This is a genomic window from Aeromonas sp. QDB54, from assembly GCF_027707385.1.
In the GTDB taxonomy this organism is placed as follows: Bacteria; Pseudomonadota; Gammaproteobacteria; order Enterobacterales; family Aeromonadaceae; genus Aeromonas; species Aeromonas hydrophila.
This window is the reverse complement of the sequence record NZ_JAPCIT010000015.1, coordinates 38,993-60,557: the sequence shown is the minus strand read 5'-3', so window position 1 is coordinate 60,557 and position 21,565 is coordinate 38,993. Positions and strand designations below refer to the sequence as shown.

13 protein-coding genes are annotated in these 21,565 nt (G+C 62.7%); 9 read left to right on the top strand and 4 right to left on the bottom strand.

The genetic code is table 11. The features are described from left to right. The 4 genes from aceE (at window position 1) to PG881_RS15305 (ending at window position 7,332) form a co-directional block, all read left to right on the top strand. Entirely contained in the window at window positions 1-2,661 is a 2,661-nt protein-coding gene (gene aceE, locus PG881_RS15320) for a pyruvate dehydrogenase (acetyl-transferring), homodimeric type (RefSeq protein WP_049046594.1), read from the top strand. Between the two features lie 113 nt (window positions 2,662-2,774). Then, window positions 2,775-4,676 (top strand): pyruvate dehydrogenase complex dihydrolipoyllysine-residue acetyltransferase, encoded by a 1,902-nt coding sequence (aceF, locus tag PG881_RS15315; RefSeq protein ID WP_270801131.1) that lies wholly within the window; start codon window positions 2,775-2,777, stop codon window positions 4,674-4,676. A 149-nt stretch (window positions 4,677-4,825) separates the two neighbouring features. Next, entirely contained in the window at window positions 4,826-6,253 is a 1,428-nt protein-coding gene (lpdA, locus tag PG881_RS15310; protein WP_011707561.1) for a dihydrolipoyl dehydrogenase, read from the top strand. A 122-nt stretch (window positions 6,254-6,375) separates the two neighbouring features. Then, the gene (locus tag PG881_RS15305) at window positions 6,376-7,332 is read left to right on the top strand and encodes a GGDEF domain-containing protein (protein ID WP_270801127.1); all 957 of its coding nucleotides are present in this window, start codon (window positions 6,376-6,378) and stop codon (window positions 7,330-7,332) included. Here PG881_RS15305 and PG881_RS15300 read toward each other — a convergent pair. The 3 genes from PG881_RS15300 to PG881_RS15290 form a co-directional block, all read right to left on the bottom strand. Continuing rightward, complete coding sequence (locus tag PG881_RS15300; protein WP_011707560.1) at window positions 7,329-7,511, bottom strand: hypothetical protein; 183 nt, start codon at window positions 7,509-7,511, stop codon at window positions 7,329-7,331. The two genes, PG881_RS15305 and PG881_RS15300, sit on opposite strands and share 4 nt — an antisense overlap. Before the next feature lie 143 nt (window positions 7,512-7,654). Next, window positions 7,655-9,301 carry a methyl-accepting chemotaxis protein gene (locus PG881_RS15295; RefSeq protein WP_065475387.1) on the bottom strand — a complete coding sequence of 549 codons (1,647 nt, stop codon included), beginning with the start codon at window positions 9,299-9,301 and terminating at the stop codon, window positions 7,655-7,657. Between the two features lie 133 nt (window positions 9,302-9,434). After that, on the bottom strand, window positions 9,435-11,342 hold the full coding sequence (locus PG881_RS15290) for a methyl-accepting chemotaxis protein (RefSeq protein ID WP_270801122.1): 1,908 nt from the start codon (window positions 11,340-11,342) through the stop codon (window positions 9,435-9,437). Between the two features lie 237 nt (window positions 11,343-11,579). Here PG881_RS15290 and PG881_RS15285 point away from each other — a divergent pair, with 237 nt between their 5' ends. From PG881_RS15285 to PG881_RS15275, 3 genes are all read left to right on the top strand, one after another. After that, window positions 11,580-13,838 (top strand): patatin-like phospholipase family protein, encoded by a 2,259-nt coding sequence (locus PG881_RS15285; RefSeq protein WP_270801120.1) that lies wholly within the window; start codon window positions 11,580-11,582, stop codon window positions 13,836-13,838. Window positions 13,839-14,066: 228 nt separating this feature from the next. Then, complete coding sequence (gene acnB / locus PG881_RS15280) at window positions 14,067-16,664, top strand: bifunctional aconitate hydratase 2/2-methylisocitrate dehydratase (protein ID WP_016352156.1); 2,598 nt, start codon at window positions 14,067-14,069, stop codon at window positions 16,662-16,664. A gap of 163 nt (window positions 16,665-16,827) precedes the next feature. Continuing rightward, the gene (locus tag PG881_RS15275) at window positions 16,828-18,402 is read left to right on the top strand and encodes a cyclic diguanylate phosphodiesterase (protein WP_270801117.1); all 1,575 of its coding nucleotides are present in this window, start codon (window positions 16,828-16,830) and stop codon (window positions 18,400-18,402) included. Between the two features lie 4 nt (window positions 18,403-18,406). On the opposite strand, the gene PG881_RS15270 is transcribed toward PG881_RS15275, so the two are convergent. Then, the gene (locus PG881_RS15270; protein ID WP_270801116.1) at window positions 18,407-19,315 is read right to left on the bottom strand and encodes a LysR family transcriptional regulator; all 909 of its coding nucleotides are present in this window, start codon (window positions 19,313-19,315) and stop codon (window positions 18,407-18,409) included. 76 nt (window positions 19,316-19,391) lie between these two features. Between PG881_RS15270 and PG881_RS15265 the strand changes: the two genes are divergently transcribed. Then, window positions 19,392-20,009, top strand: coding sequence for a LysE family translocator (locus tag PG881_RS15265; RefSeq protein ID WP_270801113.1), 618 nt, complete (start codon window positions 19,392-19,394; stop codon window positions 20,007-20,009). A gap of 123 nt (window positions 20,010-20,132) precedes the next feature. Beyond that, on the top strand, window positions 20,133-21,527 hold the full coding sequence (locus PG881_RS15260) for a D-arabinono-1,4-lactone oxidase (RefSeq protein ID WP_270801111.1): 1,395 nt from the start codon (window positions 20,133-20,135) through the stop codon (window positions 21,525-21,527). The last annotated feature ends 38 nt before the right edge of the window (window positions 21,528-21,565 follow it).

Genomic DNA, 21,565 nt, shown 5'->3' with positions numbered 1-21,565 from the left:
ATGTCTGATATCCTGAAGAACGATGTGGACCCGATAGAAACGCTGGAGTGGCTTGCCTCTCTGGAATCCCTGCTGCGTGAAGAGGGTCCCCAACGCGCTCAGTTCATCCTTGAACAGTTGGCCGAGAAAGCCCGCGCAAGCGGTGTGGACGTGGCTGCCAAGGCAAACCGCGATTACATCAACACCATCCCGTCCAGCGAAGAGCCGGACTACCCGGGCGACCTGGAGATGGAGCGCCGCATTCGCGCCATCATCCGCTGGAACGCCATGATGATCGTGCTGCGCGCTTCCAAGAAAGACCTGGACCTGGGTGGTCACATGTCTTCCTTCGCTTCTTCCGCGACCATCTACGAAGTCTGCTACAACCATTTCTTCCGCGCTCGCAGCGAGAAGGACGGTGGCGACCTGGTCTACTTCCAGGGTCACATCTCCCCGGGCATCTATGCTCGTGCCTTCGCCGAAGGTCGTCTGACCGAAGAGCAGCTGGACAACTTCCGTCAGGAAGTGGATGGCAAGGGTATCCCTTCCTACCCGCACCCGAAACTGATGCCGGATTTCTGGCAGTTCCCGACCGTTTCCATGGGTTTGGGCCCCATCGCCGCCATCTATCAGGCTCGCTTCCTGAAGTACCTGACCGACCGTGGCATCAAGGATTGCTCCGAGCAGACCGTTTATGCCTTCCTGGGTGACGGCGAGATGGACGAGCCGGAAGCCAAGGGCGCGCTGACCGTTGCCGTGCGTGAAAAGCTCGACAACCTGGTGTTCGTGGTCAACTGCAACCTGCAGCGTCTGGATGGTCCGGTTGTCGGCAACGGCAAGGTCATCAACGAGCTGGAAGGCCTGTTCTCCGGCGCCGGCTGGGATGTCACCAAGGTGATCTGGGGTCGCAAGTGGGATGAGCTGCTGAAGAAAGACACTTCCGGCAAGCTGATCCAGCTGATGAACGAGACCGTGGACGGCGACTATCAGACCATGAAGTCCCGTGATGGCGGCTACGTGCGTGAGCACTTCTTCAACCGTTACCCGGAAACCGCCGCGCTGGTCAAAGACATGACCGACGAGGAGATCTTCGCCCTGAACCGCGGTGGTCACGATCCTCGCAAACTGTTCGCCGCCTTCTCCAAGGCTGCAGCGACCAAGGGCAAGCCGACCGTGATCCTGGCCAAGACCATCAAGGGTTACGGCATGGGTGAAGCGGCCGAAGGCAAGAACATCGCTCACCAGGTCAAGAAGATGGATCTGGGCTCCGTGCGTCACCTGCGCGATCGTTTCAACCTGCCGGTCACCGACGAGCAGCTGGAAAACCTGCCGTACCTGAAGATCGAAGAGGGTACCGAAGAGCACAAATACCTGCACGCCCGCCGTGCCGCGCTGAAGGGCTATGTACCGACCCGTCTGCGCGAGAGCACCACCAAGCTGGAAATCCCGGCGCTGGATGCTTTCGGTCCGCTGCTGGGTGAACAGGCGCGCGAAATCTCCACCACCATGGCGTTCGTGCGTTCCCTGAACGTGATGCTGAAAGACAAGTCCATCGGCAAGCGCATCGTCCCGATCCTGGCTGACGAAGCCCGTACCTTCGGTATGGAAGGTCTGTTCCGCCAGATCGGTATCTACAGCCCGCACGGTCAGCAGTACACCCCGCAAGACCGCGACATCGTCTCCTACTACAAGGAAGACAAGCAGGGTCAGGTTCTGCAAGACGGCATCAACGAGCTGGGCGCCATGTCCTCCTGGCTGGCTGCTGCGACCTCTTACAGCACCAACGATTGCCCGATGATCCCGTTCTACATCTACTACTCCATGTTCGGCTTCCAGCGGATCGGCGACATGGCGTGGGCAGCCGGTGACCAGCAAGCCCGTGGCTTCCTGCTGGGTGCGACCTCCGGTCGTACTACCCTGAACGGCGAAGGTCTGCAGCACGAAGATGGTCACAGCCACATCCTGGCCAACACCATCCCGAACTGCGTCTCCTACGACCCGTCCTACGCCTATGAAGTAGCGGTGATCGTACAGGATGGTCTGCGTCGCATGTACGGTGAGAAGCCGGAGAACGTCTTCTACTACATCACCACCCTGAACGAGAACTACGCCATGCCGGCCATGCCGGAAGGCGCCGAGGAAGGCATCCGCAAGGGTATCTACAAGCTGGAAACCGTGGCCGGCACCAAGGCCAAGGTACAGCTGCTGGGTTGTGGCTCCATCCTGGGTCACGTGCGCACCGCCGCCCAGATCCTGGCCAGCGAGTACGGCATCGGCTCCGATGTGTTCAGCGTCACCTCCTTCAACGAGCTGGCTCGTGACGGTCAGGACGCGGATCGCTGGAACATGCTGCACCCGAACGCCGATGCTCGCGTACCGTACATCGCTCAGGTACTGGGTTCTGAAGCCACCATCGCCGCGACCGACTACATGAAGTCCTTCGCCGATCAGGTGCGTGCTTTCGTACCGACCGAGAACTACCGCGTGCTGGGTACCGACGGTTACGGCCGTTCCGACAGCCGTGCCAACCTGCGTCGTCACTTCGAAGTGAACGAATTCTACGTGGTGGTTGCTGCCCTGACCGAACTGGCCAAGCGCGGCGAGGTAGACAAGCAGGTTGTGGCTGACGCCATCGCCAAGTACGGCATCGATGCCGACAAGGTCAACCCGCTGTACGCGTAAGAGGATCAAGTGTCGTGCCGGGACTCGCTGCCCGGCACGACCTTGCAAAGGTTAACGCGAGAGACGCGTGACAGCAGTCGGTCACGCGGATGCACGCAAGAGGATAAAGCACAATGTCCAAACAGATTATGGTGCCGGATATCGGCGCCGATGAAGTTGAAGTCACCGAGATCATGGTGGCCGTGGGTGACAAGGTCGAACTCGATCAGTCCATCATCGCGGTAGAAGGCGACAAGGCCTCCATGGAAGTACCGGCCCCGTCCGCCGGTATCGTCAAAGAGATCCTGATCAAGGTGGGTGACAAGGTTGCCACCGGTTCCCAGATCATGATCTTCGAAGCCGAAGGTGCTGCCGCACCTGCGCCGGTTCAGGCCGCTGCACCGGTTGCAGCCGCACCGGCCGCAGCTCCTGCTGCTGCCGCTCGCAAAGACGTGCACGTGCCGGACATCGGTGACGACGAAGTGGACGTGACCGAGATCATGGTTGCCGTGGGCGACATGGTTGAAGCCGACCAGTCCATCATAGCCGTGGAAGGTGACAAGGCCTCCATGGAAGTGCCGGCACCGTTCGCGGGCCGCGTGGTCGAGATCAAGGTTGCCGCTGGCGCCAAGGTCTCTAACGGTTCCCTGGTGATGGTCTTTGAAGTGGCTGGCGCCGCTCCTGCCGTTGCTGCTGTACCGGCCCAGGCTGCCGCTCCCGTGGCTGCTGCCCCGGTTGCCGCCGCTGCCAAAGAGGTCAATGTACCGGATATCGGTGGCGACGAAGTCGAAGTCACCGAGATCATGGTCGCCGTGGGTGACAAGGTTGAAGCCGACCAGTCCCTGATCGCCGTGGAAGGTGACAAGGCCTCCATGGAAGTGCCTGCGCCGTTCGCCGGTGTGGTCAAAGAGATCAAGGTGAAGGCGGGTGACAAGGTCTCCACCGGTTCCCTGATCATGGTATTCGAAGTGGCTGGTGCTGCTCCGGCCGCCGCCGCTGCCCCGGTTGCTCAGGCTGCCGCCTCGGTCGCTGCTGCCCCTGTTGCCGCTGCTCCGGCTCCGGTTGCCCAGGCTTCTGCCGCCTCCGACTTCGTTGCCAACGATGCCTACGTACACGCCTCTCCGGCCGTGCGCCGTCTGGCGCGCGAGTTCGGCGTCAACCTGGCCAAGGTGAAAGCCTCCGGTCGCAAGGGCCGCATCGTCAAAGAAGACGTGCAAGCCTACGTGAAGGATGCGGTCAAGCGCGCCGAGTCCGCTCCGGCTGCAGGTCAAGGCACTGGCAACGGTAGCGGCATGAGTGTGCTGGCGTGGCCGAAGGTCGATTTCAGCAAGTTCGGTGATGTGGAAGAGGTCGATCTGACCCGGATCCAGAAGATCTCCGGTCCGAACCTGCACCGTAACTGGGTCATGATCCCCCATGTCACCCAGTTCGACGAAGCCGATACCACCGAGCTGGAAGCGTTCCGCAAAGAGCAGAACGCGATGCTCGAGAAGCAGAAGGCTGACGTGAAGATCACCCCGCTGGTGTTCATCCTGAAAGCCGCCGCCAAGGCGCTGGAAGCCCATCCACGCTTCTGCAGCTCCCTGTCCGAAGATGGCAGCAAGCTGATCATGAAGAAGTACATCCACATCGGTGTGGCGGTGGATACCCCCAACGGTCTGGTTGTGCCCGTGGTGCGCGACGTCAACAAGAAGGGCATCATGGAGCTGTCTCGCGATCTGGCCGAGATCTCCAAGAAGGCCCGTGCCGGCAAGCTGACCGCTGCCGACATGCAGGGCGGTTGCTTCACCATCTCCAGCCTGGGTGGCATCGGCGGTACCAGCTTTACCCCGATCGTCAACGCGCCGGAAGTGGCCATCCTCGGTGTCTCCAAGTCCGAGATGAAGCCGAAGTGGAACGGCAAAGAGTTCGCGCCGCGCCTGATGCTGCCGCTGGCCCTGAGCTACGACCACCGCGTCATCGATGGTGCCGATGGAGCCCGCTTCATCACCACCATGAACGGCGTACTGTCCGACATTCGTCGACTGGTCCTGTAAGTGAGAGGGCGGGCCCAGAGCCTGCCCTTTTTACTTCTCATTTCGTTAACAGGATTGTAAACTTGCCCCGTTTTTTTCACGGCTGCAGCCGCCTCGTTCTGGTTTAAGACTGCGCTGTCCGGGGATATAAGAACGACAAAGAGGTCATGATGAGTAAAGAAATCAAAACCCAGGTCGTAGTACTGGGTGCTGGCCCTGCCGGTTATTCCGCTGCCTTCCGTGCGGCTGATTTGGGTCTGGATACCATTATCGTCGAGCGTTACTCCACCCTGGGTGGCGTCTGCCTGAACGTGGGTTGCATCCCGTCCAAGGCGCTGCTGCACGTCGCCAAAGTCATTGAAGAAGCCAAGGCGCTGGCCGAGCACGGCATCGTCTTCGGTGCCCCGCAGACCGACATCGACAAGATCCGTCTGTGGAAAGAGAAAGTCATCAACCAGCTGACCGGCGGTCTGGCTGGCATGGCCAAGATGCGTAAAGTACAGGTTGTTAACGGCTTCGGTAAGTTTACCGGCCCGAACACGCTCGAAGTGACCGGGGAAGACGGTAAGACCACCGTTACCTTCGACAACGCCATCATCGCTGCCGGTTCCCGTCCGGTGAAGCTGCCGTTCATCCCGCATGACGACCCGCGCGTATGGGACTCTACCGATGCGCTGGAGCTGACTACCGTTCCTGGCAAACTGCTGGTTATCGGTGGCGGCATCATCGGCCTGGAGATGGGTACCGTGTACTCCTCCCTGGGTTCCGAGATCGATGTGGTTGAATTTGCCGACCAGCTGGTACCGGCTGCCGACAAAGACATCGTCAAGATCTACACCAAGCGCGTGGCCAAGAAGTTCAACATCATGCTGGAGACCAAGGTCACCGCAGTTGAAGCCCGTGAAGACGGCCTGTACGTCTCCTACGAAGGCAAGCACGCCCCGGCCGAGCCGGTGCGTTACGACAACGTGCTGGTTGCCGTAGGTCGTGTGCCGAACGGCAAGATGCTGGATGCCGAGAAGGCCGGCGTTGCCGTGACCGAGCGCGGTTTCATCGAGGTGGACAAGCAGCTGCGTACCAACGTGGCTCACATCCACGCCATCGGTGACATCGTTGGTCAGCCGATGCTGGCTCACAAGGGTGTGCACGAAGGCCACGTGGCTGCCGAAGTCATCGCCGGCAAGAAGCACTACTTCGACCCGAAAGTGATCCCGTCCATCGCCTACACCGAGCCAGAGATGGCCTGGGTTGGTCTGACCGAGAAGGAAGCCAAGCAACAAGGGCTGAACTTCGAAGTGGCCACCTTCCCGTGGGCGGCTTCCGGTCGCGCCATCGCGTCCGACTGCTCCGACGGCATGACCAAGCTGATCTTCGACAAGGAGAGCGGCCGCGTCATCGGTGGTGCCATTGTGGGTACCAACGGTGGTGAACTGCTGGGTGAAATCGGTCTGGCCATCGAGATGGGTGCCGACGCCGAAGACATCGCGCTGACCATCCACGCTCACCCGACTCTGCACGAGTCTGTGGGTCTGGCTGCCGAAGTGTTCGAAGGCTCCATCACCGACCTGCCGAACGCCAAGGCCAAGAAGAAGAAGTAATTCGCTTCTGCCTGTAAAAAAGCCGCTCAATCGAGCGGCTTTTTTGTTTTTGTATATAGCTGAGATTTGTTCGGGGCTGATTGCTATGCTAATGACTTCCATATCACTTGCTGGAGTCAGCCATGCAAACACCGGCTATCCCTGACAATGAAAGATTGCGCCTCGACGCATTGCGCCAGATCTCCATTCTCGACAGTTCCGCCGAAGAGCGTTTCGATCGGATCACCAGGATGGCGCGCAGCATGTTTGATGTGCCCATCTCGTTGGTGTCGCTGGTGGATGAAAACCGGCAGTGGTTCAAATCCTGTTGTGGTTTGCCGGTGCAGGAGACACCGCGCGACGTCTCTTTCTGTGGGCATGCCATTCTCGGTGATGGTCTGTTCGTGGTGGAGGATACCAGGCAGGATCTGCGCTTTGCCGATAATCCACTGGTATCCGGTGAACCCCATATCCGCTTCTATGCCGGCTGCCCGTTACAGATTGGCGAAGGCTACAAGCTGGGTACTCTGTGCATCATTGATCGCAAGCCGCGACTGCTGGATTCCCGCCAACAGGACTTGCTGACGGATCTGGCCGGCATGGTGGAGCGCGAGCTGGCCGCGATCCAGCTGGCTACGCTCGATGAACTGACCGGTATTACCAATCGACGCGGCTTCATGCTGCTGGCGCAAAAATGTCTGCAACTGGCTCACCGGCAGGAGCGGGAGGCTACCCTGCTGTTCATCGATCTCAACCGTTTCAAGGAGATCAACGACCGGCTTGGGCACGATGTGGGTGATGATGCCTTGCAACAGATGGCCGGTCTGATGTGCCGGGTTTTTCGGGAGGCGGATATTTTTGCCCGGCTGGGGGGTGATGAATTTGCGGTGCTGCTGCTGGGTTCAGGCCCTCTTGAGATAACAAGGGTATTGGCCCGTTTTGCCGAGGCTCTGGCCGTCTTCAATCAGGAGGGTGGCAAACCCTATCAGCTGACCTGCTCGATCGGCGTGGGACATTATGACGGACGCTCGCCGCCTGCGCTGGAACAGCTGCTGCAGCAGGCGGACCAGAAGATGTATGACTGTAAAAAAGGGCGCTAGCAGCGCCCTTTCTTGGCCTGCCCCGGCGGACAGAAGGTACCATAACCCCCCCGATCCCCGTCGCTGACCCGTATCCGGGTATCGTCCACGCTCACGTCGGCGCCGTGTACCCGTACCGGCCCGCTGCTGCAGGCGCTGAGCAGACCGCTCAACAAGATCATCACTACCAGCTTGCCCATAACTCCTCCTCTCATTTTCCTGATTATGGGGCATTTTCAGAGGCGGGTGGAGGCGGCGCAAAGCCCCTGCGTCACGGCCTGCCGTGGTGGCGACAGAGGGCGCCGCAGCGCCCTCTGGCAAGTCGTGCCGAGGCAGCCAAAAGCTACAGACGGAAGTTGCCGACCAGCTTGTCCAGCTCGCCGGAGAGCTGCTGCAGGCCGCGACTGGCATCGGTCAGCTGGTGGGCAATGTCGGCGGTTTCCATGGTGAGCTGGTTGATGTCCTCCACGTTGCGGTTGAGTTCGCCGACCACGCTCGACTGCTCTTCGGTGGCGGTGGCGACCTGGATGTTCATGTCGTTTATCTGGGTGATGTGGGCGGTGATCTGGCCGAGCGCGCCGTTGGCCTCGTCAGCCTGGGTCACGACGGCCAGGCTCTGGCTGCGGCCCTGGGTCATGGCGCTGACGGCGCGGGCACTCTGCTCCTGCAGCCGGTTGATCATGCCCTGGATCTCGGCGGTGGAGGCGGCGGAGCGGTTGGCAAGGTTGCGCACCTCATCCGCCACCACGGCGAAACCACGACCCTGCTCCCCGGCGCGGGCGGCCTCGATGGCGGCGTTCAGTGCCAGCAGGTTGGTCTGCTCCGAGATGCTGCGGATGGTTTCCAGAATGCTGCCGATGGAGTCGGTCTGGGTCGCCAGCGACTCGATCACCCCGGCGACCTGTGCAATCTCGTCGGAGAGACCGACGATGCCGTGGCGCGCCTGGGCGACCACGCCGGCACCCGCATCCGCCTGCTCGTTGGCCTGTCTCGCCACTTCTGCGGCGAGGGAGGCGTTGCCGGCGATCTCGGTGACGGTGGCGCCCATCTGGTGGATGGCGGTAGCCACCTGCACGGTGCGATCGCGCTGGGCGGTACAGTTCTGCTGGGTCAGCTGGGCCTTGGCGGCCACCTCGTCGGCCGTGGCGGCCAGTTGGTGGGAGTTACGGGCCACCTGCTCGATGGCGCTGTGGATCTTGCTGACGAAGTGATTGAAGCTCACCGTGATCTCCGCCAGCTCGTCATTGCCGTTCAGCTGGGCACGGGAATCCAGCGCCAGGTGTTCGGCGGCATAGCCGATGTACTGCTGCAGGAAGCCGACCCGGCGCTTGAGGTTCATCAGGATGAGTACCGAGACCAGCAGCGAGATGAGGATGGCGCCGGTGATGATGCTGATCATCTGCAGCCGCCCGCTGGCATAGCTCTGTTCACCGAGCTGATGACGCTGCTGGGCCTGCTGGATCAGGCCGTCGAGCAGGGCGTTGGCATCCTTGCGCATGGTGCCGTAGGTGACGGTATAGCGATCCCGATAGATGCCCCTTGCCGCTTCCATGTCGCCCTGTTCCAGCGCCTGCAGCATGGGAGCCAGCTCGTTGCTCGCCATTCCCTCGAACTGGCTGAGCAACTGCTGGGCATTGGCTTTGGCGGCGGGGTCGGTCTGGGCGGTGACGGCCTGTTGCATGGCCTGACGCATCTCGGGAATGTCCTCCTCCCGGCTCTCCTTGACCCGGGTGATCACCCCCTTCGCATCCTTGAGAGAGGTATCCTGCAGCAGCATCATGTCGATGCCGACCCGCATGCGGGGAATGCGCGACACCACCTCCGCCATGGCGCGCATGGGGGTGGCGGTGTTCTGGTAAAGCTCGGTGGATTGCTGCTGGATGGTGCCCATGCTCTTGAGGCTGGCACCGCCCACCAGCAGCAGGGCGAGACAGGGCACGGTGACAGCCAGGATCAGCTGCAATTTGAGCGTCAGTTTACCTTCTAGCATGGGTTTTCCTCGCTGATCATGACGATGTGAATTGTCAGAGTATAAATCGACGGATTTGGCGCCAACTTGAGTTGTTGTTAACAAACAACCAACAAAAAGGGGCGCCATAGCGCCCCTCATGATGTCAGAAGTCTTAAAGCCGGAAGTTGCCGACCAGCTTGTCCAGCTCGCCGGAGAGGTGCTGCAGGCTGCGGCTCGACTCGGTCAGCTGGTGGGCGATGTCGGCGGTCTCCATGGTGAGCTGGTTAATGTCTTCCACGTTGCGGTTGATCTCGCCCACCACGCTGGACTGCTCTTCGGTGGCGGTGGCGACCTGGATGTTCATGTCGCTGATCTGGGTGATGTGGGCGGTGATCTGGCCGAGGGCGCCGTTGGCCTCATCAGCCTGGGTCACCACGTCCAGGCTCTGGTTGCGGCCCTGGGCCATGGCGCTGACGGCGCGGGCGCTCTGCTCCTGCAGCCGGTTGATCATGCCCTGGATCTCGGCGGTGGAGGCGGCGGATCGGCTGGCGAGGTTGCGCACCTCGTCGGCCACCACCGCGAAGCCGCGGCCCTGTTCCCCGGCGCGGGCGGCCTCGATGGCGGCGTTGAGCGCCAGCAGGTTGGTCTGCTCCGAGATGCTGCGGATGGTGTCGAGGATGCTGCCGATGGAGTCGGTCTGGCTGGCCAGCGACTCGATCACCCCGGCCACCTGCTCAATCTCGCCGGAGAGGCCGACGATGCCGTGACGGGCCTGGGCTACCACCAGGGCGCCGGCGTCGGCCTGTTCGTTGGCCTGCTTGGCCACATCGGCCGCCAGCGAGGCATTGCCGGCGATTTCACTCACGGTGGCGCCCATCTCGTGGATGGCGGTGGCCACCTGCACGGTGCGATCGCGCTGGGCGGTACAGTTGTGCTGAGTCAGCTGGGCCTTGGCGGCCACTTCGTTGGCGGTGGCGGCGAGCTGGCGGGAGTTGCTCGCCACCTGCTCGATGGAGCCGTGGATCTTGGCGACGAAGTTGTTGAAGCCGGTGGCCACCTGGGCCAGTTCATCCCGCCCCTCCACCTTGAGGCGCTGGGTCAGATCGCCGTCGCCGCTGCCGAGTTCGCGGAACAGACGGGCCAGCTGGTTGAGCGGGCGGCTCACCGAGCCGGCCAGCAGCATGCCGAGCAGCCCCATGCCGGCGGCGATGGCCAGGCTCACCAGCAGGATGTGCAGGCGGGCACGGTCCAGTTCGGCATAGATCTCCGCTTCCGGCACCTGGGCCACCAGATACCAGTCGAGCAGCGGAATGTAGCTGCTGGCCAGCACCACCGGCTGGCCGTCGATCTCGGCGTGGGTGGCGGCAAAGGGCTGCTTGTTCAGCAGGTTGCCGCTGCCGCTTGCCAGCTGGGCCAGGCTGTCACGGTCGATGCGGCTGGCGTCTGGGTGCAGTTTCACCTTGCCGCTGCCGTCGGTCATGAACACGAAGCCGCTGTCGCCGATGCGGAAGTTGGCGAGCATGCTGACCATGCTGTCGAGGGACTTGGCGAGGCCAGCGAGGCCGCGGCCATTGAGCTGCTGGAAGTTGACGAACAGCTTCACCTCGCCGTTGCTCTCGCGAAAGATGCTGAGCATTAGGTCTTGCTGGCTCTTGGTGTAGCCATAGAACCAAGCATCCTGCTCCGGGGTGAGGTTGCGCAGGAAGCCATCCTGGTTGTAGTAGGCGGCGCTCTGGCGATCGGCGAATGAGGCGGTGACCAGCCCGTACTGGGCTGCCATGTCCTTGAGCTGGTCGATCAGGATCGACTCCTGCTCCTTGGGCATGCCGCGGGCCACCCAGTCCAGCACGAAGCGATCGTTGGCCAGCTGTCTGGCGGCGCCGGCGACCGAGGTGAGATCCTTCTCGATCTCCTTGCCGATGCGCTGGGTCAGGTTGGGCAGCTCCTGCTCGAACATACGGCTTTCGATCAGCTGCTGCGCCGAGCGCTGGCTGAAGTAGCCTACCAGCAGGCAGGAGAGCACCACGGCCAGGGTGACCGTGGCCAGGATTTTCTGTTTGAGTGTCAGGCTTGCAAGCATAGGAGTGACTCGGGTGTGTGAACACGGGATTGAGGACATATTAGCGGCAGCCCGGCGTCACCCTTGATAGGCCGACCCACTTTATTGACGGATTACGTTTGCGCTCACATCGCTGCATGGGCGGCCAGCGTCGCAATGCGTGCCGATATCCCCTGCGAACTGTTGCGGTTCGCCGGCCGCCCCTTATAGTAGGCTTCACTGCCTAGCTGGCTCGCCCTGGATTCAATGGAAAATCATATGCGCATCTTTCGTCGAGGATGGAACCCCCTGTTCCTGATATTGCTGGCCTGTCTGCCGCTGATGGCGGCGGCCCAGTCCGAGCGGCCCAAAATTGCCCTGGTGCTCAGCGGCGGCGGCGCCAAGGGGGCGGCCCACATCGGCATCCTCAAGGTGCTGGAAGAGAAGCGCATCCCGGTCGACATCATAGTGGGCACCAGCATGGGTTCCTACGTGGCGGGTATGTACGCCATGGGACTCAGCGCCGAAGAGGTGGAGCGCACCACCCTGGCCATCGACTGGAACAAGGGCTATCAGGACAAGGTGGGGCGCGACGAGCTCTCCCTGCGCAAGAAGCAGCAGAGCGAGCAGTATCAGCTGCGTACCGACATCGGTATCAATGGCGACTCGGTCCAGTTCCCCGACGGCTTCTTCCAGGGCCAGTCCATGGCCAGCCTGCTGCGCCACGCCACCTCCAACCTGCCGGTGCAGAAGAGCTTCGACGATCTGCCCATTCCCTATCGCGCCATGGCCACCGACATGGAGACGGTGACCCCCTTCGTGCTGGACCACGGCAGCCTCGCCAAGGCGATGCAGGCGTCCATGTCCATTCCCGGTGCCCTCAAACCGGTGGAGTGGGAGGGACACATCCTGGCCGATGGCGGTACCGTCAACAACATGCCGGTAGACGTCGCCAAGGCGATGGGGGCCGACGTGGTGATCGCGGTGGACATCAGCGCCAAGCTGCGCACCCGCGAGTCCTTGAAGTCGGGGCTGGCCATGATCGATCAGCTCACCACCTACATGACCCAGGTCGGCACCGAGAAACAGAAGGCGCTGATGGGGCCCAGGGACGTATTGCTGACGCCTGAGTTCGGCAACATGGGCATCGCCGACTTCGCCCTGATGCCGGAGGGGATCAAGCTCGGGGAGCAGGTGGCCAACCGCGCCTCGGCCCAGCTCGATGCGCTCTCTCTCTCGCCCGCTGCCTATACCGCCTATCGCAACCAGAAGCTGAGCCGGCGCGCCGAGCGCAGCGGCCAGCCCGCCTACTACATCGACAAGGTGGAGATCATCAACAAGTCCCGTCTCTCCGACGAGACGGTGCGCGCCATGCTGAAGGTGCGGCCCGACAAGATCCAGACCAACGAGAGCCTGGAGGCGGGCATTCGCCGGCTCTATGCGCTGGAGTCGTTCGATCGCATCACCTATGAGGTGGAGGAGCGGGGCGGCGAGAACGTGCTGGTGGTCAACGCCAGCGAGAAGAACTGGGGGCCGGGCTACCTCAACTTCCAGTTCGGCTTCTCCGATGACTTCGAGAGCAGCTCCAACTACAACGTGGGCATGTCCTACACCCTCACCAACGTCAACGACTGGGGGGCCGAGTGGCTGACCGAGGCATCGCTCGGCACCGCCAAGCACTTCAAGACCGACTTCTACACCCCGCTGGAGCCCTCCCAGACCTTCTTCGGCGAGGCGAGCCTGGCCTACGACAAGACCCAGCGCCGCATCTTCATGCCCGAGGAGACGCGGGCGGCGGACGGGGTGAGCTATGTCGATTCCGAATACAACTTCACCAACGTCGATCTGGCGGTGGGCTGGAATCGCCAGCCCTGGAGCCGCCTCTCGCTCGGGTTGGAGGGGAAGGTGGGCGACATCGATGTGCGCAACGTGGCGGATGCCAAGGTGGATGCCTCCTCCTGGGGCCCCTATGTCCGCTTCGAGCACGATACCCTCGACAGCCGCTACTTCCCCTATCAGGGCGCCTACTGGGACATCAAGGGGGGGTACTCCGCCGTCCGGCTGGATAATAACAGTGACATAGATGATCGCTATGAGGGGGTCAACTATCACCTGGCGATGGTCAAGCCCTGGTCCTGGGACAGACACAGCCTGAACCTGTTGCTGGAGGGTGGGGGCTCTACCTCCCAGGAAGAGCTGCCGCTGTTCGTGCAGGATCTGGGCGGGTTGTTCCGCATGTCCGGCTTCCAGCGCTATCAGCTGAGCGGCCGTTACAGCCTGTTTGGCGGGCTGCGCTACATCTACCGGGTGGCGGACAACGACTTCGGCGCGCTGCGGGCGCCGCTCTATCTGGGCGGCTCCCTCGAGCAGGGCGGGGTGTGGGACAAGGGCGAAGACATCAGCATGGAGAGCTCCTTCACCGCCGGCTCCGTCTACGTGGGGGTGGAGAGCTTCCTCGGCCCCATCTTCCTCGGCTACGGCATGGCGGAGGGGGGCAACGACATGTTCTATCTGCAATTGGGCAGCACATTCGAATAGCGGTCAAATGCTGCCTTTTTGTTAACTTATTTCTGGTGTGCCATTTATCTGTTTGTAAAACACCAGCAACTTTAGATGGTTATGTTGTTTTGATGAATATCTGTACAGGCTTTGGATTTTAATTAGTCGTTAAAACTTATATAGTGGGGGGCACCCTACGGGTGTCCCGCAAGGACGATCGCCGCGAGCGTGGGCGAACCCCAAAAAAAGACCAAAGAGGAATTAGTCGTGCTTGAAACATACCGTAAACACGTCGCAGAACGTGCCGCCGAAGGCGTGGTTGCCAAACCTCTGGACGCAGAGCAGGTCGCCGCCCTGGTCGAGCTGCTGAAGAACCCGCCCGCCGGCGAACAAGACTTTCTGAAAGAGCTGTTGTCCTCCCGTATTCCCCCTGGTGTTGATGAAGCGGCCTATGTCAAAGCCGGCTTCCTCACCGCCGTCGCCAAGGGCGAAGCCCACTCTCCCATCCTGAGCGCTGCCGAGGCCGTCGAGCTGCTGGGCACCATGCAGGGTGGTTACAACATTCAGCCGCTGATCGACCTGCTGGACCACGGGACCCTGGCTCCTCTTGCCGCCAAGGGCCTCTCCCACACCCTGCTGATGTTCGATTCCTTCCACGACGTGGAAGAGAAGGCCAAGGCGGGCAATGCCCACGCCAAGCAGGTGATGCAATCCTGGGCCGACGCCGAGTGGTTCCTCTCCCGCCCTGAACTGGCCGAGAAGATCACCGTCACCGTGTTCAAGGTGACCGGCGAAACCAACACCGACGACCTGTCGCCGGCGCCGGACGCCTGGTCCCGCCCGGACATTCCGCTGCACGCGCTGGCCATGCTGAAGAACGCCCGTCCCGGCATCACCCCGGACAAGGATGGCGTCATTGGCCCCATCAAGACCATCGATGCCCTGAAAGAGAAAGGTTTCCCGCTGGCTTACGTGGGTGACGTGGTCGGTACCGGTTCTTCCCGTAAATCCGCCACCAACTCGGTGCTCTGGTTCATGGGCGACGACATTCCGCACGTGCCGAACAAGCGCGCCGGCGGTGTCTGCCTCGGTGGCAAGATTGCCCCGATCTTCTTCAACACCATGGAAGATGCCGGCGCTCTGCCCATCGAGGTGGATGTCTCCAAACTGGAGATGGGCGATGTCATCGACATCTACCCGTTTGCCGGCAAGATCTGCAAGCACGGCACCGACCAGGTGCTGGCGCAGTTTGAACTGAAAACCGACGTGCTGATCGACGAAGTGCGCGCCGGTGGCCGTATCCCGCTGATCATCGGCCGCGGCCTGACCGACAAGGCCCGCGAAGCGCTGGGTCTGCCGTTCTCCACCGTGTTCCGTCGTCCGCAGCCTGTCGCCGACACCGGCAAGGGCTTCACCCTGGCCCAGAAGATGGTGGGCAAGGCGTGCGGCGTGAAGGGCATCCGCCCGGGCACCTACTGCGAACCCAAGATGACCACGGTCGGTTCCCAGGACACCACGGGCCCGATGACCCGCGACGAGCTCAAAGATCTGGCCTGCCTCGGCTTCTCCGCCGATCTGACCATGCAGTCCTTCTGCCACACCGCGGCCTATCCCAAGCCCATCGACGTACAGACCCACCACACCCTGCCGGACTTCATCATGAACCGTGGCGGCGTGAGCTTGCGTCCGGGTGACGGCGTCATCCACTCCTGGCTGAACCGCATGCTGCTGCCGGATACCGTGGGTACCGGTGGTGACTCCCACACCCGTTTCCCCATCGGCATCTCCTTCCCGGCGGGCTCCGGTCTGGTGGCCTTCGCCGCCGCCACCGGCGTGATGCCGCTGGATATGCCGGAATCCGTGCTGGTGCGCTTCAAGGGCGAGTTGCAGCCGGGCATCACCTTGCGTGACCTGGTCCATGCCATCCCCTACGCCGCCATCCAGAAAGGGCTGCTGACCGTCGAGAAAGCGGGTAAGAAGAACATCTTCTCCGGCCGCATCCTCGAGATCGAAGGTCTGCCGACCCTGAAGGTGGAGCAGGCGTTCGAACTGGCCGACGCCAGCGCCGAGCGTTCCGCCGCCGGTTGCACCATCAAGCTGGATAAAGAGCCGATCATCGAGTATCTGAAGTCCAACATCGTGATGCTGAAGTGGATGCTGTCCGAAGGCTACGGCGATGTACGCACCATCACTCGCCGCATCAAGGGGATGGAAGAGTGGTTGGCCAACCCGGTGCTGATGGAAGCGGACAAGGATGCCGAGTACGCCGAAATCATCGAGATCGATCTGGCCACCATCAAGGAGCCGATCCTGTGCGCGCCGAACGATCCGGACGATGCCCGTCTGCTGAGCGACGTGGCTGGCGACCAGATCGACGAGGTGTTCATCGGTTCCTGCATGACCAACATCGGTCACTTCCGCGCCGCCGGCAAACTGCTCGAGAAGTATCAGGGCGAGCTGCCGACCCGCATGTGGATCGCCCCGCCCACCAAGATGGACAAGGATCAGCTGACCGAAGAGGGCTACTACGGCATCTTCGGCCGGGTCGGTGCCCGCATCGAGATCCCGGGCTGCTCCCTCTGCATGGGCAACCAGGCGCGGGTAGCGGAAGGGGCCTCCGTGGTTTCCACCTCCACCCGCAACTTCCCGAACCGTCTGGGCAAGGGTGCCAACGTCTATCTGGCCTCTGCCGAGCTGGCTGCGGTTGCCGCCATCATCGGCAAGATCCCGACCGTGGCCGAGTACCTGCAGTACGCCAAGACCCTGGACGCCACTGCGGCCGACACCTATCGCTACCTCAACTTCAACGAGATCGCCTCCTACACCAAGAAGGCCGATGCGGTGATCCTGCAGCAAGCGGTGTAAGGGTCGGCGCCGTCATGGCGCTCCCGTGCTGATGCAAAGCCCCGGTCCGTGCCGGGGCTTTTGTTTTTGTTCTGGGCATGCTTGGTTGTTTTTTGCACACATTAGGGCTGGGTTCAGCATCGGCTGTTAAGGTGGGCTGCCATGTTTGCTGTCTGGTCCCGCTATGTCGATGTCGCTGCCCAATCTGGATTTCTCCCGTCCCTGGCTCCGTCTTGGCTGCACCCTGTTGCTGTTCAGCCTGCCTTTCTCGCTCGGCGGCTGGGCCATCTACAACAGTCATATGCACGCTCTGGATCGTCAGTCCGAGCACTCCGCCAGACAGGCGGTGACCCTGATGGAAACCATGCTGGCCCACGCCGAGAGTGCGAACCGCTCGCTCTTTCCCTTCATCGATCAGCCGTGCGAGCAGGCCCTGTTCACCCTGCGCCAGCAGGTGGCGTTGGTGCCCTTCGTGCGCACCGTCAACCTGGTGGGGGAGAACGGGATCTACTGCAACTCGCTGTTCGGTGCCATCCAGTGGCCGGATCGGCTCGAGCGCTACAGCGGTGGACGGCTGCTGCTGTTGGCGGGCAACCAGGTGCGGGCCCACCACCCCCTGCTGGCCCTGCGCGACAGCCATGGCAAGGGGGCCGCTTTCAGCACCATAGACGGCGAGTACCTGCGCTTCATGCTGGTGCTGAGCGGACGGCCCTGCACCCTGCTGCTGCACGTGGGGCAGCAGTGGCTGGATGAGCGGGGCGTGCTGAGCGAAGGGGGACAGCCGCAGCCGATGCTGGCCAGCCATGAGATCCACTCCAGCCGCTATCCGCTCTCGATCTATGCCGGGCACGAGGTGCCCTCGTTCTGGAACTCCCTGTGGCAGGCCAGGCGCTGGGCCATTTTGCTGTTGCTGGGGATCTCCCTCGGCTTCGCCCTGCTCATCTGGTGGCTGCTGGGACGGCCCCGTTCACCGGAGGTCGAGCTGGCGCGAGCCCTGCGCAATCGGGAGTTTGTGCCCTATTTGCAACCGCTGGTGGCGGCGGGGAGCGAGCGGGTGATCGGGGCCGAGGTGTTGATGCGCTGGCAGCACCCGACGGCCGGGCTGATCCGCCCGGATTTCTTCATCCCCCAGGCGGAGGCGAGCGGTCTGATCGTGCCGATGACCAGCCTGCTGATGGAGGAGGTGGCCCGCGAGCTGAGCATGGAGCGCGACCTGGTGCCCGACGGGTTTCACATCAGCTTCAACATCAGTGCCGCCCACTGTCGCGACATGGCGCTGCTTGCCGAGTGCCGGCGCTTCCTCGATCACTTCGCGCCGGGCCAGGTAGTACTGGTGCTGGAGCTGACCGAGCGGGAGCTTCTGGTGGCGGATCCCCAGACCCTGATGCTGTTTCGCCAGCTCGACCAGATGGGGGTCAGGCTGGCCATGGACGATTTTGGCACCGGCCACTCCAGCCTGCACTACCTGCAGCAGTTCCATGTGGACTATCTCAAGATAGATCAGTCATTTATCGGCAGGATCGGCACCGAATCCCTGTCCGAGCACATAGTCGACAACGTGATCGATCTGGGGACCCGGCTCGGCCTCGCGCTGGTTGCCGAGGGGGTGGAGACGCGCCAGCAGGCCGACTACCTGAAACGCAAAGGCGTCGACTACCTGCAGGGCTATCTGTTTGGCCGTCCGCTGCCGCTGCGCGACTTTCAGGCTGCATTGGCCCAGCCTCAGGTCGACCGCACGGCGCAGCTGGCTTCTGCCTGAGCCATCAGGTGAGGGATTGCAGCCACTCCGCCAGCCTGGCGTGGGCGCTGCCGGGAGCGGGCGGGGCGGGGGCGAGCAGGTGGTAGCCGGTGCCGTCGGGACAAAAGCCGAGCGGCGCCACCAGCAGGCCGGCCTCGATGTCGTCGCACACCTGCCGGTAGGGGCCGATGGCGACCCCCAACCCGGCGACGGCCGCCTGCAGGCTGAAGTAGAAATGCTCGAAGGTCTGCCCCGGCGCCTCCTCGCCGGCGGACTGGCCGGCGTGCTGCAACCACTCCTGCCAGGCTCCCGGCCGGGTCTTGGTGTGCAGGCGGGGGGCTGCAGGGCGCAGGGCCGGGCCGTTGGCCCCCGTCTCGAAGAACTGTGCCACCTTGCCCGGCTGGCAGACCGGCCCGGTCAGCTCCTCGAACAGCGGCTGGCTGTAGAGCTCGGCCGGCCACTGGAAGTCGTTGCGCCGGATGGCGAGATCGATGCCGCTGCCGAAGCTGAGGGCACCGCCACCGGCCATCAGGTGCACGTCCAGCTCGGGATGCAGGGCCTGGAAGGCGGGCCAGCGCGGGATCAGCCAGCGCATCAGCAGGGTTGGCTCGCAGGAGATGACCAGCGACGTCGGCCGCCCCTGCCGGCGCAGCGCCTGCGCCGTCTGGCGGATGCCGCCCAGCCCCTCCCTGACCGCCTGATAGAGCCGATCCCCCGCCTCGGTCAGAAAGACCCGGCGCTGGCGCCGCTCGAACAGCATGACCCCGAGATCCTCTTCCAGCAGGCGTACCGCCCGGCTGACCGCGCCGTGGGTGAGGTGCAGCTCGTCGGCGGCGCGGCTGAAGTGTTCGGTACGGGCCGCCACCTCGAAACAGCGCAGCGCGGTCAGGGCCGGCAGCGACAGGCTTTTCTGTGAATCATTCTCACCGTTCATGTCAGAAGTTATCGTTCGTTATTGGTGCTATGGCCAAATAAAATAGCCGATATTCCATGTGATCAGGACTATTTTCATGACCGAATTGTTAGCCGTAGTAGCCATTACCTTCTTTGCCGTCATCAGCCCGGGGCCCGACTTCGCCATGGTGTCGCGCAACAGCCTGCTGCTCTCGCGTCGCAGCGGGGTGCTGACGGCGCTCGGCATCGGCGCCGGGGTCTGCGTGCACGTCACCTACACCCTGCTCGGGGTGGGGCTGCTGATCCAGCAGTCGCTCTGGCTGTTCAGTCTCATCAAGCTGGCGGGGGCTGCCTACCTCATCTTCCTTGGCATCAAGATGCTGCGGGCCAAACCGGTGACCGCCGAGGTGCTGGCCGAGCAGCCCGCCCTCTCCAGCCTAGGGGCGCTGCGCACCGGTTTTCTGACCAATGTGCTCAACCCCAAGACCACCATCTTCATCGTCAGTCTGTTCATGCAGGTGGTGCAGCCGCAGACGCCGCTGGCGGTCCAGCTCGGTTACGGCGCCTTCATCGTGCTGGCCCACGCCGTCTGGTTCAGTGCGGTGGCGATCTTCTTCTCCACCGACTCGGTGCGGGGTCGGCTGCTGGCGGTGCGCCACTGGATTGATCGGGTGTTTGGCGGGCTGCTGGTGGGATTCGGCATGCTGCTGGCACTGACTCAGCAGACGCGCTGAGGCGAGGGGAGAGGCGCTCTCCCCTATCCACCCCCGACTGTAGGGGCTTGTTTTTCATGCCTTGCGCCCCGCTTTTCGGTAGAATTGGCGCTCATTTTGACGTCAATAAAGATGAGGGGCGGTATGACGGTCAGGTTCCAGGCATTTCACAGCATCAAGGCGATAGGTCAGCGGGAGGTGCTGTTCAACTGGTCCAGGACCAATCCGCTCGGCGCACTGGAGCAGGTGTGGCGTCCGAAGAATCGCGACGAACTGCAACAACTGCTGCGGGAAAATCCCGAGCGCAAGCTGCGCCTCATCGGCTCCGGCCTCTCCTTCGAACCCATCCACAGCGTCTATGCCGAGGGCAGCCAGGCGCTGCTGGTGGACTTGCACCACCTGCGTGGCCAGCTAGGGCAGACCGCCGACACCGTTACCTATCAGGCGGGCACCCCGCTCGACACCGTCTACGCCGATCTCATCGCCATGGAGCGGATGCTGCCGGCTTCCCCCGGCGTCATCGGCATCCAGACCCTGGGCGGTGCGCTCAGCACCGGCACTCACGGCCAGGGGCTGCACCAGTCCGCCCTGTGCGATGCGGTAGAGGCGATGACGGTGATGCTGGCGAGTGGCGACATCATCCGGGTGGACCGCAGCGATCCACGCTTCGGCGCCTTCGTGATGGGCATGGGGATGCTCGGCATTCTGCTCGACGTCACCCTGCAGACCGTGCCCAACCGCATCATGCGCTGCACCAAGTTCACTACCGACTATCCCTTCCTGCTGGCGCACAACGAGCGGCTCAATCGCGAGCACGCCTTGGTGAAGAGCTGGTGGTTCGCCTGGACCGGCGAGAGCCACATCTGGCTGGTGGATCCGGCCTCCGAGGAAGAGGTGGCCCGCTACCGCGCCGGTGGCAGCGAGCCGCTGTTGCTGGAGGGCGACATCGACGCCCGCATGAATGCCACCATAGATGCGACTCTGCAGAAGATGGCCAAGGACACCAAGGATGAGGCGCTGGCCGGCGAGCACTTCGAGACGGTGCGCCGCTTCAAGGATGCCTCCGATCTGGTGGGCAACGTCTACCAGATCCTCTGCAAGGGGATCCCGGCGCCCCAGATCAACTGCGAGGTGGCGGTGCCGCTGCATCGCATGAACGAGGCGCTGGAAACCCTGCAGGCGTGGCAGCAGGCCAACCCCGGCGTGCTGCATTACCCCTTTATCCTGCGCTGCACCGGCCCCTCCAAGGCCTGGCTCAGCGCCGCCTATGATCAGTCGGTCTGCTGGATCGGGTTCCTGGTCTATCTGGCGGCGGACGGCACCTTCGTCAACGGCTCCATGGAGCAGATGCGCGAGCTGCAGCAACTGCTGGTGCCGCTCGGCGGCATCCCGCACTTCGGCAAGCACCTGGCGATGGATCTCTACGACTTCCCGGCGCTGCTGCCGCGCTGGCACGACTTCCTGGCCCTCAAGGGCGAGCTCGACCCCCACGGCCGTTTCGAAAACCGCTGGCTCGCCGACCTGTTTGCCAACCGGTAAGGATCTGACATGACCGATATGCAAGACACTCGCTTACT

What these genes read in the sequence shown, in the direction of transcription:
- PG881_RS15260 (WP_270801111.1), top strand. Translation starts at nt 20,133, where the DNA reads ATGACGGTCAGGTTCCAGGCATTTCACAGCATCAAGGCGATAGGTCAG.
- PG881_RS15295 (WP_065475387.1), bottom strand. Translation starts at nt 9,301, where the DNA reads ATGCTAGAAGGTAAACTGACGCTCAAATTGCAGCTGATCCTGGCTGTC.
- PG881_RS15270 (WP_270801116.1), bottom strand. Translation starts at nt 19,315, where the DNA reads ATGAACGGTGAGAATGATTCACAGAAAAGCCTGTCGCTGCCGGCCCTG.
- PG881_RS15290 (WP_270801122.1), bottom strand. Translation starts at nt 11,342, where the DNA reads ATGCTTGCAAGCCTGACACTCAAACAGAAAATCCTGGCCACGGTCACC.
- PG881_RS15285 (WP_270801120.1), top strand. Translation starts at nt 11,580, where the DNA reads ATGCGCATCTTTCGTCGAGGATGGAACCCCCTGTTCCTGATATTGCTG.
- lpdA (WP_011707561.1), top strand. Translation starts at nt 4,826, where the DNA reads ATGAGTAAAGAAATCAAAACCCAGGTCGTAGTACTGGGTGCTGGCCCT.
- PG881_RS15265 (WP_270801113.1), top strand. Translation starts at nt 19,392, where the DNA reads ATGACCGAATTGTTAGCCGTAGTAGCCATTACCTTCTTTGCCGTCATC.
- PG881_RS15300 (WP_011707560.1), bottom strand. Translation starts at nt 7,511, where the DNA reads ATGGGCAAGCTGGTAGTGATGATCTTGTTGAGCGGTCTGCTCAGCGCC.
- aceF (WP_270801131.1), top strand. Translation starts at nt 2,775, where the DNA reads ATGTCCAAACAGATTATGGTGCCGGATATCGGCGCCGATGAAGTTGAA.
- PG881_RS15275 (WP_270801117.1), top strand. Translation starts at nt 16,828, where the DNA reads ATGTCGATGTCGCTGCCCAATCTGGATTTCTCCCGTCCCTGGCTCCGT.
- PG881_RS15305 (WP_270801127.1), top strand. Translation starts at nt 6,376, where the DNA reads ATGCAAACACCGGCTATCCCTGACAATGAAAGATTGCGCCTCGACGCA.
- aceE (WP_049046594.1), top strand. Translation starts at nt 1, where the DNA reads ATGTCTGATATCCTGAAGAACGATGTGGACCCGATAGAAACGCTGGAG.